This window comes from Brevibacillus schisleri, assembly GCF_055685845.1.
The window spans coordinates 4,355,997-4,381,464 of record NZ_JBVNDM010000001.1; the positions used below are offsets into that span (position 1 = coordinate 4,355,997).

Here is a 25,468-nt window from a genome sequence, read left to right on the forward strand (position 1 = left end):
CCTCATACCCTCGCCTACGCTGGTCTTGTCCTTTTTTGTACAACCCGTCCGTCTTGGAGATAAATAACGCGGTCGGACTGTTCCGCTACTTCCTGCTCATGGGTAACGATGATGAACGTAGTCCCATTTTCCTTGTTCATTTCTCTCATTAAAAGGAGAATCTCCTGTTCTGTCTTCGAGTCCAGGTTCCCCGTCGGCTCATCCGCCAAGATGATGCCAGGCTGATTAACGAGCGCTCTTGCAATACTGACACGTTGCTGCTGTCCACCACTAAGCTCATTGGGTCTGTGGTCGATACGACCTTCCAACCCTACGCGGTGTAGGATTTCTGTTGCTTTCGCCCGACGTTTTTTCTTGCTTTCGCCTGCAAAAATCAAAGGAAGTTCTACGTTTTCCAACGCTGTCAGATTTGGGAGCAGATTGTATGACTGGAAGATAAAGCCCATGTTTTTGCGGCGAAACATGCATAGTTCGTTTTCGTTGTAGCTGGAAATCTCTGCTCCGCTAACCATGACACTCCCTTCTTCCGGCTTGGTCAAACCTGCAAGCAAATTCAAGAGCGTAGACTTCCCTGACCCCGACGAGCCACACAGAGCTACGAATTCTCCCTGGTTGATATGAAGGTTGATATCATACAGCACGGGCACTTTGATTTTTCCCGTTCCGTAGCTGTGATTGACCCCTGTCACCGTCAGCTCTCCTGTTGAATTGACCATCGTTTGTCGCACCTCATTCGTTCTCTAAAAATGGAAGCTTTCGTAAACATCACATACTAAAGACGTAACATTTCGCAAAACGTAACGCTTCTTTCGGAAACATTTTACGATTTACAGAATAACCATATTTCTTTCAAAAATATGTAACAGCTATGTAACCTCTTGCAGTCTGTTACGTATTACAATGTAGATGTCAACAAACCATGGAGGTCGAAAAAGATGACTATCTATCGCTTTTTATTTGAAACAGCAACACGCAGATGGGTTGAAATCATCAAGGCACCCAGTATGTTTGAGGCAGCAAAACAAGCCAAACAGCTTGCAACCAAGCGTTCCAAGTCCATGTCCACTACCATCAGCTTCTCTTTTCACCACGCTGCTTCTCAAGCATAAATGCACACATACATAAACCGCTTTCCCGCTATGGGAGGCGGTTTTTATATTTTGGGGATATTATTGACAGCACCGATTTCTTCCTCTTTAATAGAGAAAGAGGCATTACAGCGCATGACAGTATAGATCCGCTTCGATTGTGCAGCGGTATACAAAGGGAGATAATCACAATGACCATGAAGAAAGCACTCACCATTGCAGGTTCCGACACCAGCGGCGGAGCTGGTCAGCAAGCAGACCTCAAAACGTTTCAGGAGCTTGGTGTTTTCGGGATGACCGCCCTCACCGTTATCGTAGCCCAAGATCCACATAACGAATGGTTCCACGAAGTGTTTCCGATCGATGTTGCGATCCTAGAAAAACAAATCGAAACCGTACTCGCAGGAATTGGCGTAGATGCTGTAAAAACTGGGATGCTCGGAACCACTGAATTGGTTGACCTCGCTACCCGTAAAATAAAACAATACGATTTGAAAAATGTTGTCGTTGACCCTGTGATGATCTGTAAGGGTGCAGATGAAGCTCTCCATCCAGAAATTGCAGTCAGCCTGCGCGAAGTCTTGCTCCCGAATGCAACAGTTGCGACTCCTAACCTGTTCGAGGCTGGTATTCTTAGCCAAATGGGCGCGCTGAAAAGTGTCGATGACATGAAGGAAGCGGCGAAGCGCATCCACGACTTCGGCACCTCTTATGTCGTGGTAAAAGGTGGCAGCAAGCTTCAAAGCGGAAATGCCGTAGATGTTTTCTATGACGGGAAAACGATCGAGGTAATGGAATCAGAGCGCTTTGAGACGAGCTTTACTCATGGTGCCGGCTGCACGTTCTCAGCTGCAATCTGTGCTGAATTGGCAAAAGGAAGCTCTGTACACAACGCAGTAGCTGTTGCCAAAGAATTTATTACCGAAGCGATTCGTCACTCGTTTGCGCTCAATCAATATGTGGGACCTACTAATCATGGCGCGTACCGCATGAAAAAGCACGGCGAAGCGATTTGCTAATCACATCTTGGTAAGCAAAAACTCCTGACCAGCTCCGAGTCTTTCTCGGCGGGCCAGGAGTTTTCTTATGGTTACGCTTGTTTTTTGATAGCAACCTCGGGATTGATTGGGGAAGCTTTTCGTTTTATACGTACAGAAGACACTGTAAATACGATGAGCGCAGACCAGATGAATCCAAAGCTGATGAAATGTGTTTGGGTGAAAGGCTCACCGAACAAGAAAACAGCTGATAAAAGCGATATCGTAGGCGCCAAGTATTGAATGAAGCCCACAACAGAAAGTGGGAGTCTCGTCGCTGCTTGGGCGAACCAGTAGAGCGGCATGGCAGTAGCTACCCCCGCCAGTGTCAGCAACAAAAGTTGCCACCACGCTAAGGATGTCATCGTCTCCGTCCCATTGACCTGTAGCATCAACAAATAACCGAAAGCAATAGGGGCCACAAACAGCGTCTCCCAAGCCAGTCCGACCATCGCCTCCAAGCGGACGAGTTTTTTCGCCAAGCTGTAAAAAGCAAAAGTCAGGGCAAGTGATAAAGAGACCCATGGAATCTCACCGTACTGGAAGGTGATGAACAGGACTCCGAAAGCCGCGAGTATAAGCGCTAACCATTGCCCAGCATGCATTTTTTCTTTTAAGAAAAGGACTCCAAGCAGTACCGTGATGAGAGGATTCATATAGTAACCAAGACTCGTTTGCATGACATGATTGTTATTCACTGCCCAGATAAAAATAAGCCAGTTTGCGCTGATTAGCAGTGAACATATCGCTAATGCTCCGAACATTTTAAAACCAGTAACCGCTCCCCACATACTGCGCCAGCGTTTCGTTACCTGAATAATGATTGCGACAAAAATAATCGACCAGACGATTCGATGAGCGAGTATCTCCCATGCCCCCATTGCCTGAAACAGCTTCCAATAGAGTGGGAGTAACCCCCAAGCCAAATACGCCACGATTGCATAAATAATCCCCTGTCTCATCCTGCTCCTCCATGTGTTTCGCCTTCTCTTTCTCTATAGACGACTTTTACACTTCTTCTCTATGAAGTAGTGTAACGGAAATACGAAAAAACAGCTATGTATTCTCACGTAAAAGAAGGTGTCCCCTACACTTTCATCCGTTACCATATTACCAATGCATGCAGCTATCTAATTACCTTAGTAGCACAGTAAAGTATGGACAAAAATTTTATTGTACCACTTTTAGACCTGTAGTACAATAGTCATTATTCTTCCGAGTTTAGTCATACGAAAGGAACTTTTACTTATGACATACTGGCGATCTATCTTTTTAGTTTTACTCGGTGCGTGCAGCTACGGTGTCCTCTCGATCTTCATGAAGCATGCTTTTCAACTCGGCTTTACGCCATTTGAAATGAGTGGAAGCCAATTGATTTTTGGCGGATTGATCATGACGGTCATGGCCATCTTTTTCTCCAAGCAACGGTTTTCGTTCAAGTATTTGTTGCTTTTGGCACCAGCCAGCCTCATGATGGCCTCAACCAGTCTTTTTTACCATCAGGCTGTTAGCCGGGTTTCGGCTTCGCTCGCAATCGTTCTTCTCTTTCAGTTTACCTGGATCGGCGTTTTGCTGGAGGCGATTGTGGATCGCAAATGGCCAACCGCTGAAAAATGGGTGTCTCTGGCTATGCTTGGAGCAGGGACCGTTCTTGCAAGTGGACTTAGCGAAAGCGGAATTCAGAGTGTAGACATGGTCGGATTGATCTTTGGTCTTATGTCGGGCGCGACCTTTGCCTTGGTTATTTTCTTTAGCGGGCGAATCCTTCCAGGAATGGACCCCTACTTGCGAAGCGCGATTTCGATTAGTATGGCTGCCCTGATGCTCTCGATCGTTTATCCACCAACTTTCCTGGTAAATGGTCAGCTTTTGCAAGGGTTGCTGCCGCTTGGTCTTTTGGTTGCGATCTTCGGTTCGGTCATTCCCATCTTCTGTTTGGCTGTCGGTGTGCCACGGATCGGCAATGGACTGGCTACCATTTTAAGTGCAGTCGAACTGCCCACCGTCGTGCTCTTGTCGAGCTTCGTACTTAAAGAGACTGTCTCTCTCCCTCAATGGGGTGGCGTATTCATGATCCTTGCTGCCATCTGCGTACCGCAAGTAAAATGGCGGAAACTATTCTCCCCTTCTCACGCCCTCGAGCAGGAAAGAATGTAGCGCCGTTTCTAATAAGCAGCATCAAAAGCGTGCAGGCGAATTGGCTCTGCACGCTTTTTTGATGATGCTCCCACTTCTTTTAGAAGGAAGGTAGAATCTTTGACTCGAATTTATTAGCGAAGACTGCCACCTAGGGGGAAGGATATGGAAAAACGGCATAAAGTGTTATTCCAGCAGCTTGAGGATTATCGACAGGAGACATTAAAAGCAATCGATGGCGAATGGTTTAACTTCGGGACAAAACCTGCTGATTGGGATACGCAGCCACCGAAACTCGCCGTGCTCGTCTCCCTATTACAAGAACAACCTCAGAAGATACAAGCCGCTTACAAGGATCGATTAGAAGAAGAGTTTCCCGCAACGGAATCTGGCATGCATACGATTGCACAAGTGCTTGTCCGAACGATTTTTCACGAAGGGATGCACCTCGCCTCCCTCCATACAATCCGGAGGTGTCTGGGCAAATGAATCAGATTATCACGCCGATTTTTCGTATATTTGATGTTGAGAAGGCAAGAGAGTTTTATGTGGGGTTTCTAGGCTTTCAGATTGATTGGGAGCATCAGTACGAGGATCATTTTCCTTTGTACATGCAAATTTCCTCTCCGTCGTGCACACTTCATCTGTCTGAGCATCACGGGGATGCTTGTCCTGGCTCAGCGATTCGCGTACAGGTAGAGAACATTGAGCTTTTTCATCAGTCCCTATTGCGTCAAGAGTACAAGTATGCTCGTCCTGGTTTAGAGGAGACGCCGTGGGGAACGCGTGAGGTGAGCGTGACCGATCCTTTTGGCAATCGCCTTCACTTTTATCAGCCTGATCACTCGTAAACAAATACAAAGAAAGCCCAGCCGGAGTTCCTTTACAGGAGCCACCGCTGGGCTATTTCATTTTTACATTTTGAACATAAATAGATGGGGCGATCGATGGGACTTGAACCCACGAGTGCCGGAGCCACAATCCGGTGCGTTAACCCCTTCGCCACGACCGCCATATATAGGGTTTGCTTGGTGCGGTCGAGAGGACTTGAACCTCCACGGTGTTGCCACCACTAGAACCTGAATCTAGCGCGTCTGCCAATTCCGCCACGACCGCATATAAAAATGGTGGAGGCTGACGGGATCGAACCGCCGACCCTCTGCTTGTAAGGCAGATGCTCTCCCAGCTGAGCTAAGCCTCCAAATCACCTACAAGATGTAGGGATTTTTCTAAGTGACCCGTAGGGGATTCGAACCCCTGTATGACAGCGTGAAAGGCTGCTGTGTTAAACCGCTTCACCAACGGGCCAAGTAAGATGGCGGATGGAGTGGGATTTGAACCCACGAGACGGTTCGACACCGCCTACACGATTTCCAATCGTGCTCCTTCGGCCGCTCGGACATCCATCCATTGAGCCTGCAAGCGTTCGCTTCGGCAAGAATTAATCTATCATATTCACAACATGATATCAAGTGATATTTTGAAAGTTTTTCCCTTTGTCCATCTCCGAGCCATTCATGTCAGGCGATTATCTATCGAAACGAAAAAAGGGAGATTGCCTAAAGCAACTTCCCTTCTTGTTCAATATGATACAAGTAGTATTCCTTTACAAGACGGAGTGATGTCAGTTGTCAAAAAGAAAACGCCGATCAGTAGGCTTCCCCTGTTTGTACGGAAACTGGTGTGGGCCTGGATGCTCCGGGCCGGCTGCGCCAATTGATGATGTCGACAGATGCTGCAAGAGGCATGATGAATGCTATGTAAAGCACGGCTATTTCTCATGTCACTGCGATCAAGAGCTCGTACGCTGCCTTCGAAGTAAAGTAAACAACACAACGGAAAAAGGGAGAATGGCCGGAATCATTTCGAATTTTTTCTCTCGTACAGGGTGCTTTCCCAGCAATCCTCGCTAGCCTTTTCTGAATCGTTCTCCTTGTCAGTTTTCATCCAAAAAACGGTAACAACTTGGACATGATTCAGACTTAATTACCTTGTTTTTCCTTGTATTTTTTTGGTACTCTATTGAATGTCCAAGGAGGGTACGCAGCGTGGAATTGCACATACGAACAGACGCCAGTGTGGCACTGACGTTAAAGAGAGAAATTATTTGTCATGGTATTTCCCGTTTTTATGTCCGTCCATACGATGATGATCACGTTGAATTTATATTCCTATCACTCTCAGAGCACCAGAAGAAGCTGCTGTCTTATTCACTACGAAATTACAGCTACTGTCTAACATATCTAGCTTAATCGTTCTACGGCCATTTTTCTCCCCTTTTTTAAAGGGGAATTTTTATTCCCTTTTTTCGATGTAGCCAAAACGGTGAACATCGTCTGCGGTCAAGTTATGCAAGGCATTCAAAAATTCGATTTGGAAACTGCCTGGACCTACTTTCGCTGCTTTCTCGGCTGCCAGCTGAGCAGCAACACCGTAGCATACCAATGCCGCAGCTCCTGCCATCAGCTTGTCTTTTGCAATGGCTGCAAACGCTCCCATAACAGACGTTAACAAACAGCCTGTTCCGGTCACCTTCGTTAAGATTGGATGACCATTATGGATCGAGTAAGTCGTTTCACCGTCCGAAATAATGTCGACTTTGCCCGTAATCGCAACGATTGTTCTTAGTTTTTTCGCCGCTGCTTTCGCTAGGTCCTCGACATCTCCGCTAGCTTCCTTCGCATCTACACCTTTAATCTCCCAACGCTCCCCGATGACATTCGCAATCTCGGCAGCATTTCCTCTAATGAAAGAAAGGTCGAGTTCCTGCGCAAGACGTTGACTTGTCTCGGTTCGATACGATGTTGCTCCCGCCCCTACCGGATCAAACAAAACAGGCACTCCATGCTGATTCGCGGATTTTCCTGCGATCAACATCGCTTCGACCTCATCCTCATTCAATGTCCCTATATTCAATACAAGAGCTCCGGCGATCTTTGCCATATCTGCCACCTCTTGTTTGGCGTACGCCATGACAGGGGATGCACCAAGAGCTAACAAGCCGTTTGCTGTAAAGTTTGTGACAACTACGTTCGTTATGTTATGAACGAGTGGATTTTCCTCGCGTACTTTAATTAGTAATTGCCCGCTTGTCTCCAGAATCATGATCGTTACCCCTTTCCTCCTGAACAGAGACTCGTGGAATCATCTTGTACACCTCGATGACTTCTCCTAATATAGAATGCTCTTGTATGACGCCAATGATGATATACGCGTGTTTTAAGATGGGTAATTCGCGCATATTCGCTACGATTTTCCACACTTTCCCATCATCGTCCGTCACACTAGCACTGAACGAGACTCTTCCCGCCCCTTCTTTCAAGATATCCACGGCATCAAGCACTCCGCATATTTTCATCCGATCATCTGGATGCATGATCCTGTTTTCCTCGACCCATTTTATCTTCATTTCTTCTACTTTTAGTGTTTTCCATCGATCGAGGAACTCCCAATCCTTGGAATGCGGAAATATATGCTTCGTTTGCTCAAGGAAGGTGTTGTACTCTCCGTGTAACTGATCTACATAATCATCTACATCCTCAGAAATCACGCGAATCGAATCTTCTCCGCAAGTACGGATGTGGTGAGCCAGGTATTTGAAGGACTCGATCATGTCAAAGTTTCCCCAGCCCCAGGCCTGTTCGCCGAAAACTCCCCCCCGGGTTCGGCATTTTAGGCAGGTGAAGTAATAGTATGTAGGCATATCTGTTCCCCTATCTCCCCTATATTGTCTCTCTTTTGGTATCGGTTGAGGAAGCCATGCAATTTATGTTACATTCGAACCTATTTTTTGAAACTTCTCAGCAATTTGTTCACAATTTAACTTCTGTATTTTAGTGTAAGTTAAATCACAAAAGGTGGCTCCCCCAAAATTTTCAGGAAGCCACTCTTCATTATACTCCTTTTATGGCAATAATAGGGTTACATTTTGCTACGACAGAGGCAAGATTTGCTCCCACAACTGAATCAATGATTTGATCCACATCTTTATAGGCTTGCGGGCATTCATCAAGGATGGAAGCGAGCGAACGGTGATTCACCATGATCTCATCTTCCTGTCCCACGCGCATTGCCTGCTCGAATTGATCGATGGTCACAAGCTCCTTGGTTGCTTTGCGGGAACGAACACGCCCAGCACCATGACAGATCGAATAAAAGTTTTTGGCGCCAGCCTCCGATCCAACCATGATATAGGACGATGTTCCCATAGAACCTGGAATCAATGCTGGATGTCCCGTTTTACGGTAAGCCTTCGGATTTTGGAAATGGCCTGCTGGCAACGCCTTCGTCGCTCCTTTGCGGTGGACGAGCACCGGCGTATTGCGATGGAATTCTTTCAAAGCGTAATTATGCATCAGATCATACAGGACTGGTGTACGCGTCTCTCTACCAAAAATATCGCGAAACGCCTGCTCGACTGAAAATCCAATCATATGCCGATTCGTTACCGCAAAATTCAGCGCGGAGTACATCAAATTCAAATACTGTTGCCCTTCCTCGCTTTGGATCGGAGCATATACCAGGCTTGGCTCGGGATTATGGATCCCCCATTTGTACATGACTTCCTTGAAGCTTTTGGTGTAATCCCTCCCTAACATAGCCCCCCACGCCCGCGAACCGGAATGAATCATGATGACGACCTGGCCGTCGAACAGTCCCCACGCTTTCGCAATTTCCCTGTTCTCCTCCGCGATCTCGATATGCTGGATTTCAATAAAGTGGTTACCGCCCCCTAATGTTCCCAACTGGCCCCACGCACGACTCCAAGATTTTTGCGGTATTTGCTCCAGGAAGGAATGGTCGAATTCAAATGTGTACTTTTCCACATGCGAGAAAGAACGGCTAAAGGTGTCAGGAGCTGCTTCTGTGTCTGGAATGTAGTTGCTCGGCAGTCCTTGTAAGCCATGCTTCACCACTTCCTCCAAGCGAATATCCGTAAAATGCGTATTTCCCCGTTCGTTTGTCGGGACGTACGCTTCGATCGCTTCGATCAAAGCCCGCTTTAGACTCTTGTCTTTGAGGTCGTCCCGATGCAATGGAGTCAGATGCACACGCATTCCACATCCAATGTCTGATCCGACGATGGATGGCGAGACAAATCCATCGGCAAGATTCCAAACCGCTGTCGTCCCAATGCAAGTCCCAACGCCTACATGCGCATCAGGGGTATACGAAAAATAAACATTTCGCGGAATACGCAAATTATTGTCTGCCATTTGGTATACGCGTTCACCGAAGCTCGCAAAGACTTCGTCATTCGCAAAAACGTGCACATTTCCATGCTCCAGCTTCACTTCACGATGGTTGTTTCCATGCAAAATTGTTTTCATCATCTATTTCTCCTGTCTCTCACAGCTGCGCTGTTTTTCATACCCTTATTTTCCATCTGCGCATGTAATTTGAACATGGTAAAAGTATTACGAACCTCACTTTCTCATTGACTTCTCTTCAGCCTCTTCGTAATATGAGGACTAATTTGGAAATAAATGACGAGTGAATAAGGATGAGTGTAATGGCACGCGAAAGCTTTGACAAAGAGCTGCAATTGCTCCGTCTCCTGTTTTTAACCGCTGGTGCCTACAATCGGCAACAGTTAGCCGAGCGACTCGGGATCTCCGTTCATACGCTTGATAAAACGATGAAAAAGCTGAAGGACATCCAATCGACCTTTTATCAGCATGTCGGCGATGAGGAGAAAAAAGAGTATTACACGCAGCTTCGTTACAACTATTTTGAGGTGACGGACAATTTCTTGATGTTTTTGTACCATGCGAAATCATTGAAGGATTCGGAAGTAGAGCGACTTTCGCACATCTTGGAAAAGCTCAAACAGCAGCCCCTCTCCATTAAAGAATTACTGGAGACGTTTGTAGATACAGAGCCCGATGAAAAAACAATTCGCCAGGACATGAAATACCTCGAAGAAATTGGTGTGATAAAAAATGTTAGTGAGGTCAGACCGTACGTTTATCAATTCGATGACGAGCTACTGGACTCATTGACGGACGATGAGCTTTTGGATCTGTACGATTTCATCGACTTCATGGCCAATACAAAACTACCGGCTGTCCCTGGTTATCTTCTGCAAGAAAAAGTGAAGCGCTATCTCAAGCATCGCCTGAAGTTAACCGATGCATCTGCGTTTTTATACAAATATCATTTCGTCTCACGTATTCTCGATGAATATCAAGCTTTACTTCTCACGGAAGCCATTCGTCAGCGAAAAATCGTTGAATTTCACTACTACACGCCCAAACGCCGGAAGTTTTACGATTCTCAAAATACGAATCCGACTTTCCAACGGGATACAACAGGGCAACATCAAAAAGCAATTCCACTCCGGGTTATTTTTGATCATCAATACGGCAGATGGTACTTGCTGGCACAAGGATGCGGCAATGATGGTCCGCTGCGCAAATACCGTGTGGAAGGTATGACCAAGCTCGTAACAGGCAAATCTGTTACGCCGGAAATCTTCACTTCCTTGCAAGCAAGTGCGGATGAGCGCATTGCACACAGTTGGCTGATTGATACCGGAAAACTCGTAACGGTACGCCTTCGCTTTTTTCAGCCTCGCGACACGCCTCATTCCTTTATCCAAGAGCGAGTGGAGGCACAGGGGCAATGGGGGATTGTGACAGAAGAATCACGGGAGAGCTTTGTGTACGAGATAAACGTGAACAGCACGATGGAAATTACACCGTGGATTCGCAGCTTCGGTTCGAGCGTGGAAGTTCTTGAACCGCTGTTTCTTCGCAAGCAATTCCAAAAAGAATGGGAGGAGCTGCTCGCTTACTATGAATCTGTTTGATAAGATACATAATTACCAGCTAGTGACACGACTGGATGAAGCGGGGGTTTATCCGGTCACCTCACACGAAAAAGCGTGGCTCTCCCTGATGCTGGCGAATCCGTCTGCGGCAGAAATTTTCGAGCCCGCTACACTCGATAAGCTTCGCCGTTTGACACATACGCCAGAAAATGAATGGACCGAACAAGAACGATTCGTGGAAAAAGCGCAAACACAGGCCAAACAGCTCTGGAGCCCACTCGTGCGCACCTTGCGACGAATCATTCTCGGCAAGAATCACATAAAAATAACCGCAGCCACGAACAAAGGCCCGGTTTTTCGCAATCAACGAGGGGTTCCCTACAAGCTGGAATATTCACTTGCCAAGAAGGCCTGGTACCTGATCTGGCTAAACATGTCTACCAATCGCCTGATCACGACTCCGCTGCATCTCATTCGCTCCGTCGATGAGCTTTACATAGAAGATGTATGGTATGACAGTTTTTTACCGGCTATGTTGGAACAGATCCAACAGCGCAAGCAGATGGCAAAAATTGTGGTCATCCGTCGTTACAACGCTGAGCTCCAGCGCATATTGTACGCGTTTTCCTGCTTTGACAAGGAGGTCGCTTTTGACCCAGAATCGCAGGTGTACACGATCACCCTGCACTTTTTATCCGACGAACAGGAGTTTATTTTATCACGCATTCGTTTTCTCGGCCTCCGGGTAAAAGTAGTAGAAAACGATCAGCTCAAACAGCGAATGGCAGAGTCGGCAACGAACGCCTTGGCAAGATATACCGAAACTCCACTTTAATTGTCCCAAAAAATCAGGAAATCATACCCTATTCGATTTCCTGCATTTCCCTTATCATAGTTCAGGTGAGATATAGCTAATCCAAGTCAGAGGTAGAAATGATGAAAACAACATGTAAAAAAGCGTCCCTCCTATGTGGGCTATGGCTTAGTCTGTCATGGCCGTTTCATACAGAGCCGGCGCAAGCAGCAAGTGTCATCCAGGCAAAGGTGGTCGCGACCTCTCTGAACGTTCGCAGTGAACCAGCCCCCAATGCCTCTGTTGTCGCTACCGTGCCGCAAGGAGCCGTCGTGACCATTACGGATGAAGCATATGGTTGGGCAAAAATTAGATACAATCAAAAGGTAGGCTGGGTCGCGGGGTATTACTTGCAAAAAGGAGCGGTAACGAGTGCGGGTTCAGCTTCTTCATCAGCCAATACAGCCGTTGCCAAAAGCCAGCAAGGTACGGTTTTGGCCGATTCGCTTCGAATGCGCAAAGGACCAAGCACGAGCCATGAGATTGTCCTCTCGCTACCCAGAGGAACCCGTGTAGATATTTTGAAAAAGCAAGGTGACTGGATCCAAGCGAGAACTTCCAATGGACAGACGGGCTGGGTGTCTGCGACATATATTGGCGATGCCAAGGCCAATGCCAACGCTCCGGTGACCAAAAGCACCAAATCGCCAGGCTTAAAAGGAAAAGTCATCGTCATCGACCCGGGACATGGCGGTTCCGATGTCGGGACACAGGGAACGCAGTGGAATAGCATGGAAAAAACGTTGAATTACAAAACGGCCATGCTGCTCGCCAGCAAGCTGCGACAACGGGGTGCGCAAGTCTTCATGACGAGGACAAGTGACACAGAAAAGCCTTCGCTAGCGCAGCGTGTCGCTTTTAGCGAATCAAAGGGAGCAGATGCCTTCATTAGCATCCATTACAATTCTTCTGTGAAGCCAAATAGCGGTACCCTTACTTTTTATTATTCGCAAGGCAAGGATGAGCCATTAGCTCGAGCGATTGAGTCCCGCTTGGCAAGTGGCATCGGTTTAAGAAGCAACGGCATTTCATTCGGCAATTATCACGTCCTACGCGAAAATAATAATCCGTCCGTCTTAATTGAGCTTGGCTTTCTATCGAATCCAAAGGATGAAGGCATCGTCCGTACATCGTCCTATCAGGACAAAGCTGCCCAGGCGATTACGGAAGCCCTAGCAGATTACTTCGGGCGATAATCGTACGGCTGGACATTGTAGGAGAATAGCTTCCGCTCGAATTTCCCTTTGGCACCAATGATCTGATACCAGGTCTCGCCGATCAACAAGTCGGTAGCGAAATCTTTGTCCAGCAGATTGGTGATCGTCTCCATGAGCGCTTTTTCATTGTCCTTTTGGATTTTCAACGACAAGGCCAGGACGAAATATGCCTGGTCTTCTTCCATTTCCAACAGATGCAGACGGGCTGTACCACGTCGTTTGGCGTTGAAACCCTCGATCACATTCGACAGCCCTTTTTTTGCCTGCACTTTATACTTTGTCGCTTCCCTCCAAGAGGAAATAACCGCATCGTACAGTGAAAACGTCAGGATGAAATGGCTGGCGTAATCGTTCGGGCTAAAAGGCTCCGGTCCCATTTGCTTCTCATCCGCCGGTATGACGACGAATGCTTTATAGTTGCTAAAAAACGGATCGCTCATGGCAGGTCCTTTCCATCGATAGTATCTGTGTTGGTTAGTATCCACTAGGAAAGCAGGATATTATGTACAAAAACGGTCATAAACGCTCAAAAGACCAAGTCGACATGAAAACCGACTTGGCCTTTTGCTTGCTTTTGTATAGGCATGTTTTTCAACTGAATATCTACTCATTACCGGTGGGTCATCGAGACGCTTCCATGCCCGTGCTCCTTTTCCATGACCTCCACTCCTGTACCATGATTGACGGTCCAGGTAATGACTTGACTGGAAATGACAACGGCTAAAATGGTATACATCATCTCTTTCATCGGCACGAACCAGAACGACATGCAAAGCACAATAACGTCCAGTAAAAGAAAGACCGTACCAATGGACAATCCCGTGTACTTACTGATCAACAGGGAGAAAATATCGTCTCCACCTGTCGCAGCTCCATAGCGCAGAACCAATCCGGTACCTAGCCCGGTCAATACACCGGCCAAGACAGACGCCAGCGGCATCATTCTGCTCATATCCATGACAATCGGTGAAAATCGTTCAAACAAATCGTAAAACACGGTAAAAGCAAGTGATGCAAAAATGGTGTCCCAGATGAACTGGCGACCTCTTACTAACCAGGCAACCAAAAACAGTGGAATATCCAGCAAAAGCATCACCATCGCTGGCGACAAGTCAAAGGCGTATTTCGCCAGTAACCCCAAGCCAACAAACCCGCCTTCAGACAAATGGTTCTGAAAGTTAATGTGATAATACGCAAAAGCAAGTAAACAAGCTCCAAACAAAATCATACTATAACGCTTAGATAACTGCAGCGCTCTCCTCATCATGGTTTCCTCGCATTTTTGTCGGTTTAGGCACAGACGACCAACCGACTACCGAGGAACATCGCAAGTATAAGTCGCTACTCATACAAAGGGCCTCGCTTTCGTAGTAGATTAGTCGTCTTCAGTGACGAGCGACTACTACGAAGCTAGATGTAGGAGAGGTCAAAACGTTTCCAGATCGTCCTATGGGGACGCATGGTATCCTGATCCCTTCCATGGCTTTTCTTGTATTATATCATAAAAAAGGTGAAAAGACGACTCGAAACCGTCTTTTCACCACGTTAAAATCGGAAAGCTTGTCCTTTTAGTTCCACCGGAATCCCTGCTGTGACAAGAAAAACTTGATCAGCAACAGCTGCCACGCGCTGATTCATCAGCCCCGCTAGGTCTCGGAACGTTCGGCCTAATGGATGTTGCGGGACGAGTCCGTCGCCAACTTCATTTGTCACCAGCAAAACGGTCCCCGGGTAGTCTTTTATCTTGTTTACCAGCACATCCACCTGTTGGAGCACACCCTCAAACGACTGCTCCTCCCCATCATGCAAAAGCCAATTGGAAAGCCAAAGGATCAAGCAATCAATCAAAATCACTGTCTGCTGTTCTTGTATGTCCTTTTGTGCTTCGAGCTTCGTCAGCCATTCTGTCAATGCATACGGCTCCTCAATCGTTTGCCAAGGAAAGATGGACTGCAAGCGGCGGTCGCGATGTTGCAAGATCCGCTCTTCCATTTCCTCATCAGTGATTGGTGCGGTCGCGATGTAAACACCCGAGGAGCCCAAATGAGCCGCGTATTTTTCGGCAAACGTGCTTTTTCCGCTGCGTGCTCCACCTGTTATCAGTACGATCATGCTTTTGTCTCCTTACACTTGCGATTGCAAAATAATTTGCGGCAAACGATGAACAGGATGCTCCATGACAATCGGTCTGGTTCCGTATACAGCCTCTATTCTGTCACTTTGCAAAATGTCTTTTGGTGTGCCGACGCTTATCTGCTTTCCTTTATGCAGCATCAAAATACGATCGCAGTAGAGGGAGGCCAGATTCAGATCGTGCAGCACAGCAATGACCGTCACCCGGGTCGTCTTTTGCCATTTTCGCACGATGTCCATAAGCTGAATCTGGTACCCGATATCGAGGTAAGTCGTGGGTTCATCAAGCAACAGCACCTGAGGTCTCTGGATCAATGCCTTCCCCAAAGCTACGCGCTGCTTTTCCCCACCACTCAACTGATCCAGTGTGCGCTCCTCCAAATGTTCAAGGCCGAGCATTTGTACGATTTCATCAATGAGCGATGCTACATCCTGCTTCTCTTCCCCCAGCCAATTTTGGTAAGGAAAGCGCCCCATCTCCAACACCTCTCGAACGCGAAAGCCCACTGGCGGCAGCCCCTCTTGCTCCAATACAGCCAGTATTTTGGCAAGCTCTTTACGTGGATAGGAATGAAGCTTTTTCTCCTGAAGCAAAATGTCTCCTGCATCTGCCTTAATGACCCCTGAAATCATTTTCAGCAAGGTGGATTTACCGCTTCCATTTGGTCCGATAATGCCAAAAAATTCTCCCTTGTCCACGCAAAAATCGATTCCGTGCAAAACTGGCGTATCCTGATACGATTTTTGCAAGCTGTGCACATTGATCATTGCATACGTTACCTCTTCCTAAAGCGTTTATTTTGCTTTAATAAATACGCGAAAAACGGTGCACCCAGAAATGCTGTCACGACACCGAGCGGGATTTCCGTTGGACTTAGCAGCATTCTGGCGAGAGTATCGGCCCACAGCACATAAATACCACCGCAGATCGCAGCCATTGGCAGTAAAATTCGATGGTCAGGACCGACAAGCATACGGACGAGGTGCGGTACCACTAGGCCAACGAACCCGATAATTCCCGCGATAGAAACCGCCGCTGCCGTCAGAAGAGTCGAGACGACCAAAACCACCAGCTTCGTTCGATCTACATGGACGCCGAGATGCGCAGCCTGCCGCTCGCCTAACGCAAATAGGTTCAAGGAACGTGCATAGCTTACCAGCACCATTCCGCCTATGACCAAGTACGGAATCAAGACATACGTGAAGGCCCAGCCCCGAAATGACAGGCTGCCCATCAGCCAGAACACGATCTCATTCACCGTCTGGTCGGATAGCGACACCATAAAGGAAACGAGTGAGCCGAGAAAAGCCTGCACCACAACACCAGACAAAATCAGGGTCTCCGTTTGCAGCTTTCCTTGCGTGTTCGCGAGTCCGAGTACGATCCATAAACTGAGCAGTCCTGTAAGAAAAGCGACAACAGGCGTGCTCCATGCACCCAAAAAGCTGATTTGCAAGCCAAACAGGATCAAAAAGGCTGCTCCGACAGCAGAACCTGATGCCACGCCCATCGTAAACGGATCTGCGAGAGGATTTCGCAAAACTCCCTGAAAACCCGCTCCCGCAAGAGACAAGCAGGCGCCAATCAAAACAGCCAATACAACGCGTGGAAAACGAACCTTCATGACAATTTGCTCAGATGACTCCGGCCACGTTACGGTGATCCACTCAGACAAGCCCGAGATTTGATGGAGCAGGATGAGCCATACTTGCGAAATGGGGAGATGTGCCGCCCCCATCGAGATGCTGATGACTATTGATGCCAGAAGGACGAGAAAGCTGACTCCTCCCCATATGAACAATCGTTTCTTCATTTTATTTCACCAAGTCTGGGTAAATCGCCTTCGCTACTTCGATCAAGCCTTGTGTAATACGCGGACCGGGACGGGACAAAATATTTTGGTCCATGCCAAAGATTTGTTTTTCACGAATCGCCTTCATTTTATCCCAGCCATTACGCTTGGCGATCATATCCTCCAGCTTGACGCCAGTCTTTTCATCGGTAATTCCGCTCGCATACAAAATGACGTCTGGATCGTTTTGCAAAATCTTTTCTTCACTGATCGGATTCCAGCCCTGTGTGTCAGAAGCAATGTTTGTCGCTCCAGCCAGTGTGATGAGTTCGTCCATGAATTCACCTTTTCCGACTGTCCAGCCTGGGGAAAATTCAAGGTATACCTTTTTCTTCTCTTCCGGTTTTACATGTTTCACTGCATCTTGAACGTACGCGATATCCTTCTTCATTTGCGCGACGACTTTTTCGGCTTGTTCTTGTTTGTTAGTGATCACTCCCATCGCTAACACATTGTTTAGGATGTCATCCATCTTTGTCGGATGGGTAATGTAGACGGGCATCCCGAGTGATTTGAGCTTGTCAGCCACTGGCTTCTCCATCGAAATCCCACCGACGACCATATCTGGCGTTTGAGCGAGAATCGCTTCTTCATTCGGTTTGACGACGCCGCCAATTTTCGGTTTTGCCTTCGCCGCTTCTGGATAATCATCATAGTCCGAGACAGCTACAATCCGATTTTCCAAGCCTAATGCGAACAAAATCTCTGTCTCGGCAGGTGATGTGGAGACGATTCGCTCAGGAGCTTTTGCAAAGGTTACTTCTTTTCCTGTCGCATCCTTGACTGTCAACGGATACGTAGTTTGTTTTGCAGGCTGCTCGGCTGTATTCTCTTGCGGTGCTGTCTGCGGTGCACTTGTTTGTCCACCAGGTGCTGGCTGGCTGTTATCGTTACCCGCACAACCTGCGAGGCTCGCCGCAACTAGTAGTGGGATCATGAATCGCAATGAACGTTTCATATGTAGAACTTCCTTTCTGCGTGTCTGATTGACTGTACCTTCCAATAAAAAAAGCGACCCTTGCTTCCATTCGGAAATCAAAGGGTCGGTACCTCAGGGCAAACAGACAGGACTGCTTCCTGAAATAGGCCGATCCTTTCCGCGAAGGCAACAGGCACGAAAACAAACAGGCAGGTCTCCTGGCTTACGGCTGAGTAACGAGCCGATTTACAGTGGCGGGACCGCGTCGGATTTTCACCGACTTCCCTTTTCACCCGATCTTTTTGAGAAAAGACGAGGCACCTATTTGCTGTTACGTTTGAAATTGTCACAGTCCATGACTCATCCTACATCATAGCATTCCTTGGGTGAAAAAAGAATGACAAACACGTAAGCTATTACTTTCTTGTCTGCTAAAAATGAAAGCGCCTGAACAAAGGGTTCAGGCAAATGGAATGCTTTTGGCAAAGCTTTTACCCTCGTTTGTGCAAATAATCCAGAATGCCCATGGCGCACACCTGTAAATCGAGCTTGAGTACTCCGAAAACTTCGTGGTCATCATTGATGCCTTGTGACTGTAGATGCTCCGAGACTCGTTCCAATAACTTACGAGACAGGTCAGCATATGTTTGTCCAGCAGCAAGTGTTGATTCTCCTTCCGCCACAAACACAGGGAGCCACTCACGTATTTGGCGGTACACATCGTCTACCTGTTCAGACATCCCAAAATGACCAAAGTAAATGCAATTCAGCTTGCGCGCTTCAAATCGACGTAGAGACGCTAACATGGCATCTGGGTCAAACTGATTCGGAGAAGTAGATGGCAGCACGAGGTGTATACCGTCCTTTTTAAGCTGCGGATAAAGTACACCTGCCGTATCACCTGTGAACATGCCGCGGCTAACGGGATCGTAGATGCTGAAATGATGATTGGCATGACCTGGCGAATCCAGAAACTCCAACATGCAATTCGCCCCGATCTTTAGTGTATCTCCGTCTCCACGAATCAAAATTCGCTCTTCGGGAACAGCCTCAATCGGATCAAACAATCGATCAAAATCATCATGGTACACCGCTCTCGCCCCTGCGATCAGTCGGCTTGGATCAACGAGGTGACGTGCACCCTTTGGATGGACGACGATCTTTGCGTTTGGGCAATCCTTTAGAAAAAGTCCCACTCCTCCCGCATGATCCAAATGAATGTGCGTCACGATGATGTATTTTACTTGTTCCGGGGTAAAACCGAGCTTGGCGAGGCCGGTCTTGATGTATGGGACGGAGGGGCTTGGCCCTGTTTCGACCAAAGTCAGTTCTTCTTCAGCGATGACATATGTCCCCGTGCGTTCCGCCCAGCCCATATCGAAACCGTCTATTAAATGGATGCGCTCCCCTAAGTAAATTGGCTGTGATGATTGCATGTAAATGCTCCTCCTTTTCAAAAACCATTTTATTGAGGGAATATTTACACTTTATCATCAATTTTGGACGAACTGGGAAAAACAACACAAATTCTTCATATTTTCATCGTAATATGAGGGTAGTAAAAACAATTCCTTTACCTGGAGGGGTGCAAAATGGGTCAGCTTTTTTCTGAGTTAAGACCTGAGCATGAGAAGTTTATCAAGAAGCAGCGAATGTTCTTCGTTGCCTCTGCTCCTATGGACACAGATGGTCACGTGAATCTTTCACCGAAAGGGTACGATTCCTTTCGCATCATATCGCCTACCGAGGTGGCCTATTTAGACCTGACCGGAAGCGGAAACGAAACCAGTGCACATCTACAGGAAAATGGCCGGATTACTCTCATGTTTTGTGCATTTGAAGGCCCCCCTCTGATCATGCGCTTATTCGGCAAAGGAACGGTTATTCTCCCAGATTCGCCTCGGTGGGATGAGCTCGTAAAAGACTTCCCGCTTCTGCCCGGTGCTCGTCAAATCATTACCGTAAACGTACAGGAAGTAAAGACTTCTTGCGGCTGGGCTATCCCCTTCTATTCCTACTCAAAAGAACGCGACACCCTTCAGAAATGGACTTTGGCTAAAGACGAGCAGGAACTGCTTGCTTATCAAAAGGAAAACAACGTAGTAAGCATGGATGGATTGCCAACACCATTGGGACAAAAGCTTTTTCCCGCAGTAGGTGGGGATAACGAAGCGTAAAATGCAAAGAAGCTGCCTTGCTCGCAGCTTCTTTGTTTGAAAACTCTTTACTTGCTGGTATAAATGACCACTGCATCGCGGAGAAACGCGGCTACACCTGGCTGTTCCTTGTCATAGTAAGCAGTAAAGCGCGGGTCATCGACGTACATCTGGGCAACACCTGCGTGCCCTTCCTTGCTGTAACTGTCCCAATAAAAGCTGAGCCATTGACGGTGAAGATCTGCTGCTTTTTGCGCAAGCTCATGAGCAGGATCTCCCGTCGCAAAGGCCTTTGCCAACGTCTCATGCAGTTCTTCATTTAACTGCTCAAGTGCGGCGTACTCCTGCTCGGTCATTCCTTTTATTTTCTGATTGGATTTGTCAACCTGCTCACTTCCATATTTTGCACGAATTTCTTCTCCGTATTGTGCCTCGTTGTCGTCAATCAACTTCTGCTTGAAGCCTTCAAATTTTTGTTTGTCACTCATCGTTTTGGTCCCCTCTCTTTGTGCTAATGTCAAATCGACATTGGCGATTAACGCATCCAATTGCGCTCGCCTTTCCAGGAGCTTCTCGCGGTGCTCCCACAGTGCTCGGTCAGCATCAAAGGTTGGTGAATCCAGGATCTCCTTGATCTCCTCCAAGCTCACACCCAGCTCGCGGTAAAAAAGGATTTGCTGCAATCGATCAACCTCAAGCTGTCCGTAAATGCGATACCCTGACGAATTGATTCTCGCCGGCTTGAGAAGCTCAATTTCATCGTAGTATCGGAGCGTCCGGGTGCTGACACCCGCCAGGAGTCCTAGCTTTTGCACCGTATATTCCATGTTCATTCCTCCTGACAAATTGATCGTACACATTTACGGACCGTCAATGTCAAACACATTTTCAGCATAAAATTGGCGTTACTCTCTATCCATAATTTGTTAAAATATAGATAACGCCATACAAGGGGGGACTTCGATGCTCTATATCATCGGTTTCATTGTAGCCGTAGTCGGTGCCGGATGGGGATTAACAGGGTTGCTTAGCCTCAAAGCCAGAGATAAACATGCCATCACGCATTACAGTGACGATGCTTATGCCCAGCAAACCTTGTTCCAGATGCACAATAATCCTAGCCAAGGAATGTAGAAATAAAAAATGGCTGCCCGCATCCTGTGCATGGCAGCCACCTTTCTTTTTACAGAGCTTGGAATGTATCAGTCAATACCGGTACGATTTGCTTCTTACGGGAGACAACGCCCTTCAGAACAGCTTTGTTGTCTACCAATGTTACTTGGTACGCTTTTTCTACCACTTGTGTTGCGCTACCAAGAGCGATCGCAACAGAATCGTTGTTCAAGATATCCGTTACAACAAACACGAACAGGTCCAAACCTTTTTCAGCGATGTTTGCATTCATAGCTGCTTCCAGTTCGCCTTGGCGTGCAAGTACATCATTGACATCTACTGCATTTACTTGTGCGATTTCTACTTTCGCATTACCCATTTGGAATTCTTTTGCATCCAATGTGAGCAATTGTTCGATTGTTTTGTCGCTCAGGTCTGCCCCCGCTTTGAGCATGTCCAGACCGTATGCTTCCAGATTGACACCTGCGATTTCAGCCAGCTCATGAGCAGCCGCCACATCTTGCTCCGTGCAAGTTGGGGATTTCAACAGCAACGTATCCGAAATGATAGCAGAAAGCATCAATCCCGCCATCTCTTTTGGAATGTCTACGCCGTTTTCTTTGTACATTTTCTTCAAAATGGTAGTCGTGCATCCAACCGGTTCGGCACGGAAGTAGAGAGGATTGCTCGTCTCAAAGTTCGCAATACGGTGATGGTCGATCACTTCTACCACTTGCACTTGCTCAATGTCATTCGCACTTTGTTGGCGCTCATTGTGGTCTACAAGGATGACTTCATTTACTTCATTCGCCACGGTTTCTACGAGGCGCGGCTCTTTTACTTGGAAGTAATTCAACACAAACGCAGTTTCGCTGCTGATTACACCGAGGCGTACAGGCTCTACATTCGCGCCCAATTTTGTTTTCAAGTCAGCGTACACAAGCGCTGAACAAATGGAATCTGTGTCTGGATTTTTATGACCGAAGATTAGTTTTTTTTCCATCATCCATACTCCTTAATCGTAATTTGGCTTCCAAATTATACCACAGCTTAGAGGATATGCCCAAGATACATTATAGGTTCAAATCGGATCATTGAAAATACGATTTTGAAGATCAATCAGGAATGAACGGGAGGCGATGTGAGATGAAAGTGGCAGCACTGTATGACATTCACGGGAATGCCCCTGCACTACAGGCTGTATTGGTAGAACTGGAAGCAGTGAAGCCTGATCTTATTGTCATCGGGGGTGATACGATCTCAGGCCCGATGCCCGTCCAAACACTTGAAATGCTCTTCCAATTGGATACACCCTTGCAATTCATCCGTGGTAATGGCGAGCGTGAAGTACTTCTCACATTTGACGGAGAGGCTCAGGCTTTGGAAATGTCCGATTCTGTCCGAGAAATCACGTCATGGGTTGCGGAGCAATTGAGCCGCTCTGATCGTGACTTTCTGGCGCAACTCCCTCTTACCTACACGTTAACACGCGAGAATTATGAGGACGTACTCTTCTGCCATGCCATTCCCACCAATGATGAAGATATTTTCACCCCACTCACTCCTGATACAGTTGTGGCCACTTACTTTGAGCGAACGCTGCAACGAATAGTCATCTGCGGTCATACGCATGTCCAATTTGAACGTCGCCTTGGCGATCTGCGTATCCTCAATGCAGGAAGTGTGGGCATGCCGTTTGCCAACAAACCAGGGGCATATTGGTTACTTCTTGATGGTGACAGCTACGAGCATCGCTTTACACCCTATGACATAGAGGCTGCTGCAAAACAAATCGCTTCCACGAACTATCCGCAAGCCCAGAAGTTTGCCGAGGAGAATGTCCGAGAGATACCTACGGATCAAGAAGCAATGGAATTTTTAGAGGCACTTGCACAAAAAAACCGACCCTCTGTTTATTGAGGATCGGTTGAGAAGGATAGCTACCTAGATTAATCGTCCCAGTCTACATCCAGTACAGCGCCTGTTGTAGCGGAAATCTCCAAATCGACTTCCTGTCCTTTAGCCGTTTTCACTTCCACTTCATACACATAGTGGTTATCGTCATCATCCAGTTTCATGGATTTGATGGTGCCGTTCACTTTAGCCAGCGCGATTTTTTTCGCTTGTTCTACACTGATTTTCACTGGTTGTTTTTTCCACTGATCGTCGTTGTCGTCGTCATGATCATCGTCGTCATCGTGGTCAACTGTTTGCCACACATCGCCAGTCATCGCGTCGACGTACACATCAATCTCTTGCTGCTTGTTTTTGATCTCTGCTTTGTATACGAGGAAACCGTCCTCTTCATCCAGCTTCCATTCGATAATGGTACCAGGCTGTACATCCCGAACTTTTTTCAGTGCTTTTTCAGGCGTGATGCGCACGATCTTCGCCCAATTATGTTTCACATCATCGTCGATTTGCAAGTACACGGCAGAAGTGTTCTTTTGCGGTACACTGTAAGATTGGTTGCTATGTGCAAAGGCTGTTACGCCAAGGCTCCCTACAATCAGTGCTCCTACCATGGTCATGACTACTTTTTTCATATGATCTCGCTCCTTTTTTCGACTGGGTTTGTTTGATCTACTTTATCATAAAAAGGGCAGATGAAGGAAAAAAAGAGAGAGATTAGAAATTGATGAGAAAATAGAAGAGACCTCTCACAGAATTCATAATTGCCAGGGAGCCACAGCGATTAACAAAAAGAGCGCGTGTTTTCTACTGGCAAAAACGAACCATACTGGCTTTAAATCGACGCAAATGAACCATTCGCGCTTTTGCGTGCTTTCCGCTTTTTTCCGTATAATGAAAGCAATCGAGAGGACAACAGTCGACTCGATGACATACGAAAGAGAGCGTGAATGGCAGTGTAATACATATCGTTTCTAATTACTTTCTATTTTTTCTTACATGAGAAGGAGAAACGATTTTTCCGTGGAATCACCACTTTTGAAAAACATCTTTTTTTGAATCTATTTTTTCGTAACGATGCATACGGTCTTCATGTCCGTTATGACCCTGGAAGTGAAAAACCCAGCACGAATCCAATTGGCACAAGCAACACAAGCTATCTCCTCTGCCTATACGGAATCAGATAATCGGAAATAAAAAAAAGCACTCTACTAATCTTGTGGAGTGCTTCTTATATGGTTACGAACCTTAGGGAGAATTTCTATTTTCCGAGATTGTTCTTAATGGCTTCCAATCCAGCGATTTCTCCCAGGAAGAACGTATCGCCCGCGAGTGTATCCATCTTGTAAACCTGGTTGTTTTTCACTGCTTTGAGGTTTTTCCAGACAGGATGATCCTTCCAGATATGAATCAACCCTTCCGGCTCTTCTGCTTTTGCCGATCGGCGGTTCTCAGCAATAAAGATATGATCGGGAGCGAGCTCACTCAATGCCTCGATTCCGATACGCCCCCCAATCTTTCCATCCTCGGGCAATCCTGCTATCGGCGTTAGTCCCACTTCCTCATAGTAAATCGGGAAGTTTTTGGGATGCATCACCGTAAAATCCTTGCCATTGGAAACGAGGAATAGCACCGTTTCTCCTTTATGTTTGTCTGCTGCTGCTTTTGCTTCGCTTTTCAGCTTATCAAAATCCGCCAAAACTTGCTTCGCCTTATCTTCTTTGCCAATAACTTCAGCTATTTTCATGAGGCGGGTGGGTGCATCCACAGAGAAATCAATGACGATGGAATCAGCCATTTTGTTGAATTCTTCAAATCTGGAGCCTTTTCCGGTGCTTGTCATGACAATAACCTCTGGGTCCATCTCCAACAAAGTCTCCAAATTCGTTTTTCCACCCAGATCCTTCACCGTTTTCCCTTCCGCATACTTCGCAAAAATGGGTGACTTGCTTTTTGTCGACTCAAAGCCTTCCGATACAATCGGAGCAAAATCTAGCACGAGGAAGTAATCTGTTCCCATGATATCGACAGAAGCAACACGCTTCGGCTTTTTCTCCAGTGTGACTTCCCCCATCGCATGCTTGATGGTTCGAGGATACACAGGCACCTCTGTCCCTTTCGTATCGGGTTGTGATGCTCCTGCCTCAACCGTTTGCGTTTTATTGTTAGCGTTTGTGTCTGTAGTCGACTGTCTTGCTCCGCAACCCGCTACGACGGCTGTGGCTAAGATTACGGACAGAATGCCTGATAATTGCTTTTTCATATGGATTGAACTCCTTT

The 25,468-nt window shown here is 47.0% G+C and carries 28 protein-coding genes, 5 tRNA genes and 1 riboswitch; of the genes, 12 read left to right on the plus strand and 21 right to left on the minus strand.

The window, feature by feature from the left end:
- Positions 1–14: 14 nt before the first annotated feature.
- Complete coding sequence (locus ACUUHJ_RS20565) at positions 15–716, minus strand: ABC transporter ATP-binding protein (protein ID WP_289673687.1); 702 nt, start codon at positions 714–716, stop codon at positions 15–17.
- Positions 717–935: 219 nt separating this feature from the next.
- Here ACUUHJ_RS20565 and ACUUHJ_RS20570 point away from each other — a divergent pair, with 219 nt between their 5' ends.
- Both ACUUHJ_RS20570 and pdxK read left to right on the plus strand, forming a co-directional pair.
- Positions 936–1,109, plus strand: a complete 174-nt coding sequence (locus ACUUHJ_RS20570; protein ID WP_007723176.1) for a hypothetical protein — start codon at positions 936–938, stop codon at positions 1,107–1,109.
- 170 nt (positions 1,110–1,279) lie between these two features.
- Positions 1,280–2,107 (plus strand): pyridoxine/pyridoxal/pyridoxamine kinase, encoded by an 828-nt coding sequence (gene pdxK, locus ACUUHJ_RS20575; protein WP_289673688.1) that lies wholly within the window; start codon positions 1,280–1,282, stop codon positions 2,105–2,107.
- A 71-nt stretch (positions 2,108–2,178) separates the two neighbouring features.
- Here the strand turns inward: pdxK and rarD are convergent, their stop codons facing one another.
- The gene (gene rarD / locus ACUUHJ_RS20580; RefSeq protein WP_472299764.1) at positions 2,179–3,087 is read right to left on the minus strand and encodes an EamA family transporter RarD; all 909 of its coding nucleotides are present in this window, start codon (positions 3,085–3,087) and stop codon (positions 2,179–2,181) included.
- Positions 3,088–3,373: 286 nt separating this feature from the next.
- Here rarD and ACUUHJ_RS20585 point away from each other — a divergent pair, with 286 nt between their 5' ends.
- From ACUUHJ_RS20585 to ACUUHJ_RS20595, 3 genes are all read left to right on the plus strand, one after another.
- Positions 3,374–4,282 carry an EamA family transporter gene (locus ACUUHJ_RS20585; protein WP_188068886.1) on the plus strand — a complete coding sequence of 303 codons (909 nt, stop codon included), beginning with the start codon at positions 3,374–3,376 and terminating at the stop codon, positions 4,280–4,282.
- 144 nt (positions 4,283–4,426) lie between these two features.
- A complete protein-coding gene (locus ACUUHJ_RS20590) occupies positions 4,427–4,750 on the plus strand; it encodes a hypothetical protein (RefSeq protein ID WP_289673691.1) in 324 nt (107 codons plus the stop codon).
- Positions 4,747–5,112, plus strand: coding sequence for a glyoxalase superfamily protein (locus tag ACUUHJ_RS20595; RefSeq protein ID WP_289673692.1), 366 nt, complete (start codon positions 4,747–4,749; stop codon positions 5,110–5,112). The genes ACUUHJ_RS20590 and ACUUHJ_RS20595 overlap by 4 nt, the downstream gene beginning before the upstream one ends.
- An 85-nt stretch (positions 5,113–5,197) precedes the next feature.
- Here the strand turns inward: ACUUHJ_RS20595 and ACUUHJ_RS20600 are convergent.
- From ACUUHJ_RS20600 to ACUUHJ_RS20620, 5 genes are all read right to left on the minus strand, one after another.
- Positions 5,198–5,273: transfer RNA gene (locus tag ACUUHJ_RS20600), tRNA-His, on the minus strand.
- Positions 5,274–5,290: 17 nt separating this feature from the next.
- Positions 5,291–5,377: transfer RNA gene (locus ACUUHJ_RS20605), tRNA-Leu, on the minus strand.
- A 9-nt stretch (positions 5,378–5,386) separates the two neighbouring features.
- Positions 5,387–5,462: transfer RNA gene (locus tag ACUUHJ_RS20610), tRNA-Val, on the minus strand.
- A gap of 33 nt (positions 5,463–5,495) precedes the next feature.
- Positions 5,496–5,569: transfer RNA gene (locus ACUUHJ_RS20615), tRNA-Glu, on the minus strand.
- Between the two features lie 8 nt (positions 5,570–5,577).
- Positions 5,578–5,670 (minus strand) — tRNA-Ser (locus tag ACUUHJ_RS20620).
- A gap of 639 nt (positions 5,671–6,309) precedes the next feature.
- Between ACUUHJ_RS20620 and ACUUHJ_RS20625 the strand changes: the two genes are divergently transcribed.
- A complete protein-coding gene (locus ACUUHJ_RS20625; RefSeq protein ID WP_081437252.1) occupies positions 6,310–6,513 on the plus strand; it encodes a hypothetical protein in 204 nt (67 codons plus the stop codon).
- Between the two features lie 43 nt (positions 6,514–6,556).
- On the opposite strand, the gene thiM is transcribed toward ACUUHJ_RS20625, so the two are convergent.
- The 3 genes from thiM to ACUUHJ_RS20640 form a co-directional block, all read right to left on the minus strand.
- Complete coding sequence (thiM, locus tag ACUUHJ_RS20630) at positions 6,557–7,366, minus strand: hydroxyethylthiazole kinase (RefSeq protein ID WP_472299765.1); 810 nt, start codon at positions 7,364–7,366, stop codon at positions 6,557–6,559.
- Entirely contained in the window at positions 7,332–7,874 is a 543-nt protein-coding gene (locus ACUUHJ_RS20635; RefSeq protein ID WP_472299766.1) for a hypothetical protein, read from the minus strand. Before ACUUHJ_RS20635 ends, thiM begins: the two co-directional genes overlap by 35 nt.
- Before the next feature lie 280 nt (positions 7,875–8,154).
- Entirely contained in the window at positions 8,155–9,591 is a 1,437-nt protein-coding gene (locus ACUUHJ_RS20640) for an RtcB family protein (RefSeq protein WP_289678122.1), read from the minus strand.
- Between the two features lie 182 nt (positions 9,592–9,773).
- Between ACUUHJ_RS20640 and ACUUHJ_RS20645 the strand changes: the two genes are divergently transcribed.
- The 3 genes from ACUUHJ_RS20645 to ACUUHJ_RS20655 all read left to right on the plus strand — a co-directional run bounded on the left by ACUUHJ_RS20645 (position 9,774) and on the right by ACUUHJ_RS20655 (position 13,082).
- The gene (locus ACUUHJ_RS20645) at positions 9,774–11,072 is read left to right on the plus strand and encodes a helix-turn-helix transcriptional regulator (protein WP_472299767.1); all 1,299 of its coding nucleotides are present in this window, start codon (positions 9,774–9,776) and stop codon (positions 11,070–11,072) included.
- Entirely contained in the window at positions 11,059–11,868 is an 810-nt protein-coding gene (locus tag ACUUHJ_RS20650) for a WYL domain-containing protein (protein ID WP_289673696.1), read from the plus strand. Before ACUUHJ_RS20645 ends, ACUUHJ_RS20650 begins: the two co-directional genes overlap by 14 nt.
- 101 nt (positions 11,869–11,969) lie before the next feature.
- Entirely contained in the window at positions 11,970–13,082 is a 1,113-nt protein-coding gene (locus ACUUHJ_RS20655) for an N-acetylmuramoyl-L-alanine amidase (RefSeq protein ID WP_472301224.1), read from the plus strand.
- On the opposite strand, the gene ACUUHJ_RS20660 is transcribed toward ACUUHJ_RS20655, so the two are convergent.
- The 7 genes from ACUUHJ_RS20660 to ACUUHJ_RS20690 form a co-directional block, all read right to left on the minus strand.
- Positions 13,067–13,543, minus strand: coding sequence for a hypothetical protein (locus ACUUHJ_RS20660; protein WP_289673697.1), 477 nt, complete (start codon positions 13,541–13,543; stop codon positions 13,067–13,069). The two genes, ACUUHJ_RS20655 and ACUUHJ_RS20660, sit on opposite strands and share 16 nt — an antisense overlap.
- 170 nt (positions 13,544–13,713) lie before the next feature.
- Positions 13,714–14,370, minus strand: a complete 657-nt coding sequence (locus ACUUHJ_RS20665) for a YitT family protein (protein WP_289673698.1) — start codon at positions 14,368–14,370, stop codon at positions 13,714–13,716.
- Between the two features lie 278 nt (positions 14,371–14,648).
- The gene (cobU, locus tag ACUUHJ_RS20670) at positions 14,649–15,215 is read right to left on the minus strand and encodes a bifunctional adenosylcobinamide kinase/adenosylcobinamide-phosphate guanylyltransferase (RefSeq protein ID WP_472299768.1); all 567 of its coding nucleotides are present in this window, start codon (positions 15,213–15,215) and stop codon (positions 14,649–14,651) included.
- A 12-nt stretch (positions 15,216–15,227) separates the two neighbouring features.
- The gene (locus ACUUHJ_RS20675; protein WP_472299769.1) at positions 15,228–16,004 is read right to left on the minus strand and encodes an ABC transporter ATP-binding protein; all 777 of its coding nucleotides are present in this window, start codon (positions 16,002–16,004) and stop codon (positions 15,228–15,230) included.
- An 8-nt stretch (positions 16,005–16,012) separates the two neighbouring features.
- Positions 16,013–17,050 carry a FecCD family ABC transporter permease gene (locus ACUUHJ_RS20680; protein ID WP_472299770.1) on the minus strand — a complete coding sequence of 346 codons (1,038 nt, stop codon included), beginning with the start codon at positions 17,048–17,050 and terminating at the stop codon, positions 16,013–16,015.
- A gap of 1 nt (position 17,051) precedes the next feature.
- The gene (locus tag ACUUHJ_RS20685; RefSeq protein ID WP_289673702.1) at positions 17,052–18,047 is read right to left on the minus strand and encodes an ABC transporter substrate-binding protein; all 996 of its coding nucleotides are present in this window, start codon (positions 18,045–18,047) and stop codon (positions 17,052–17,054) included.
- 152 nt (positions 18,048–18,199) lie between these two features.
- Positions 18,200–18,348, minus strand: a riboswitch (cobalamin riboswitch).
- Between the two features lie 151 nt (positions 18,349–18,499).
- Positions 18,500–19,444: an MBL fold metallo-hydrolase gene (locus tag ACUUHJ_RS20690; RefSeq protein WP_472299771.1), complete on the minus strand. Its 945-nt coding sequence runs from the start codon at positions 19,442–19,444 to the stop codon at positions 18,500–18,502.
- A 156-nt stretch (positions 19,445–19,600) separates the two neighbouring features.
- On the opposite strand from ACUUHJ_RS20690, the gene ACUUHJ_RS20695 reads away from it, so the two are divergent.
- The gene (locus ACUUHJ_RS20695; RefSeq protein ID WP_015892195.1) at positions 19,601–20,185 is read left to right on the plus strand and encodes a pyridoxamine 5'-phosphate oxidase family protein; all 585 of its coding nucleotides are present in this window, start codon (positions 19,601–19,603) and stop codon (positions 20,183–20,185) included.
- Between the two features lie 47 nt (positions 20,186–20,232).
- Here ACUUHJ_RS20695 and ACUUHJ_RS20700 read toward each other — a convergent pair whose 3' ends face one another.
- Complete coding sequence (locus tag ACUUHJ_RS20700; RefSeq protein WP_289673705.1) at positions 20,233–20,991, minus strand: MerR family transcriptional regulator; 759 nt, start codon at positions 20,989–20,991, stop codon at positions 20,233–20,235.
- A gap of 136 nt (positions 20,992–21,127) precedes the next feature.
- On the opposite strand from ACUUHJ_RS20700, the gene ACUUHJ_RS20705 reads away from it, so the two are divergent.
- On the plus strand, positions 21,128–21,298 hold the full coding sequence (locus ACUUHJ_RS20705) for a hypothetical protein (protein WP_289673706.1): 171 nt from the start codon (positions 21,128–21,130) through the stop codon (positions 21,296–21,298).
- Positions 21,299–21,347: 49 nt separating this feature from the next.
- On the opposite strand, the gene ACUUHJ_RS20710 is transcribed toward ACUUHJ_RS20705, so the two are convergent.
- On the minus strand, positions 21,348–22,280 hold the full coding sequence (locus ACUUHJ_RS20710) for a manganese-dependent inorganic pyrophosphatase (RefSeq protein ID WP_289678124.1): 933 nt from the start codon (positions 22,278–22,280) through the stop codon (positions 21,348–21,350).
- Between the two features lie 143 nt (positions 22,281–22,423).
- Here ACUUHJ_RS20710 and ACUUHJ_RS20715 point away from each other — a divergent pair, with 143 nt between their 5' ends.
- Positions 22,424–23,197, plus strand: a complete 774-nt coding sequence (locus tag ACUUHJ_RS20715) for a metallophosphoesterase family protein (RefSeq protein ID WP_472299772.1) — start codon at positions 22,424–22,426, stop codon at positions 23,195–23,197.
- A 29-nt stretch (positions 23,198–23,226) separates the two neighbouring features.
- On the opposite strand, the gene ACUUHJ_RS20720 is transcribed toward ACUUHJ_RS20715, so the two are convergent.
- Together ACUUHJ_RS20720 and ACUUHJ_RS20725 are read right to left on the minus strand one after the other, a co-directional pair.
- Entirely contained in the window at positions 23,227–23,823 is a 597-nt protein-coding gene (locus ACUUHJ_RS20720; protein ID WP_289673708.1) for a PepSY domain-containing protein, read from the minus strand.
- A gap of 626 nt (positions 23,824–24,449) precedes the next feature.
- The gene (locus ACUUHJ_RS20725; RefSeq protein WP_289673709.1) at positions 24,450–25,451 is read right to left on the minus strand and encodes an ABC transporter substrate-binding protein; all 1,002 of its coding nucleotides are present in this window, start codon (positions 25,449–25,451) and stop codon (positions 24,450–24,452) included.
- Positions 25,452–25,468: the final 17 nt, after the last annotated feature.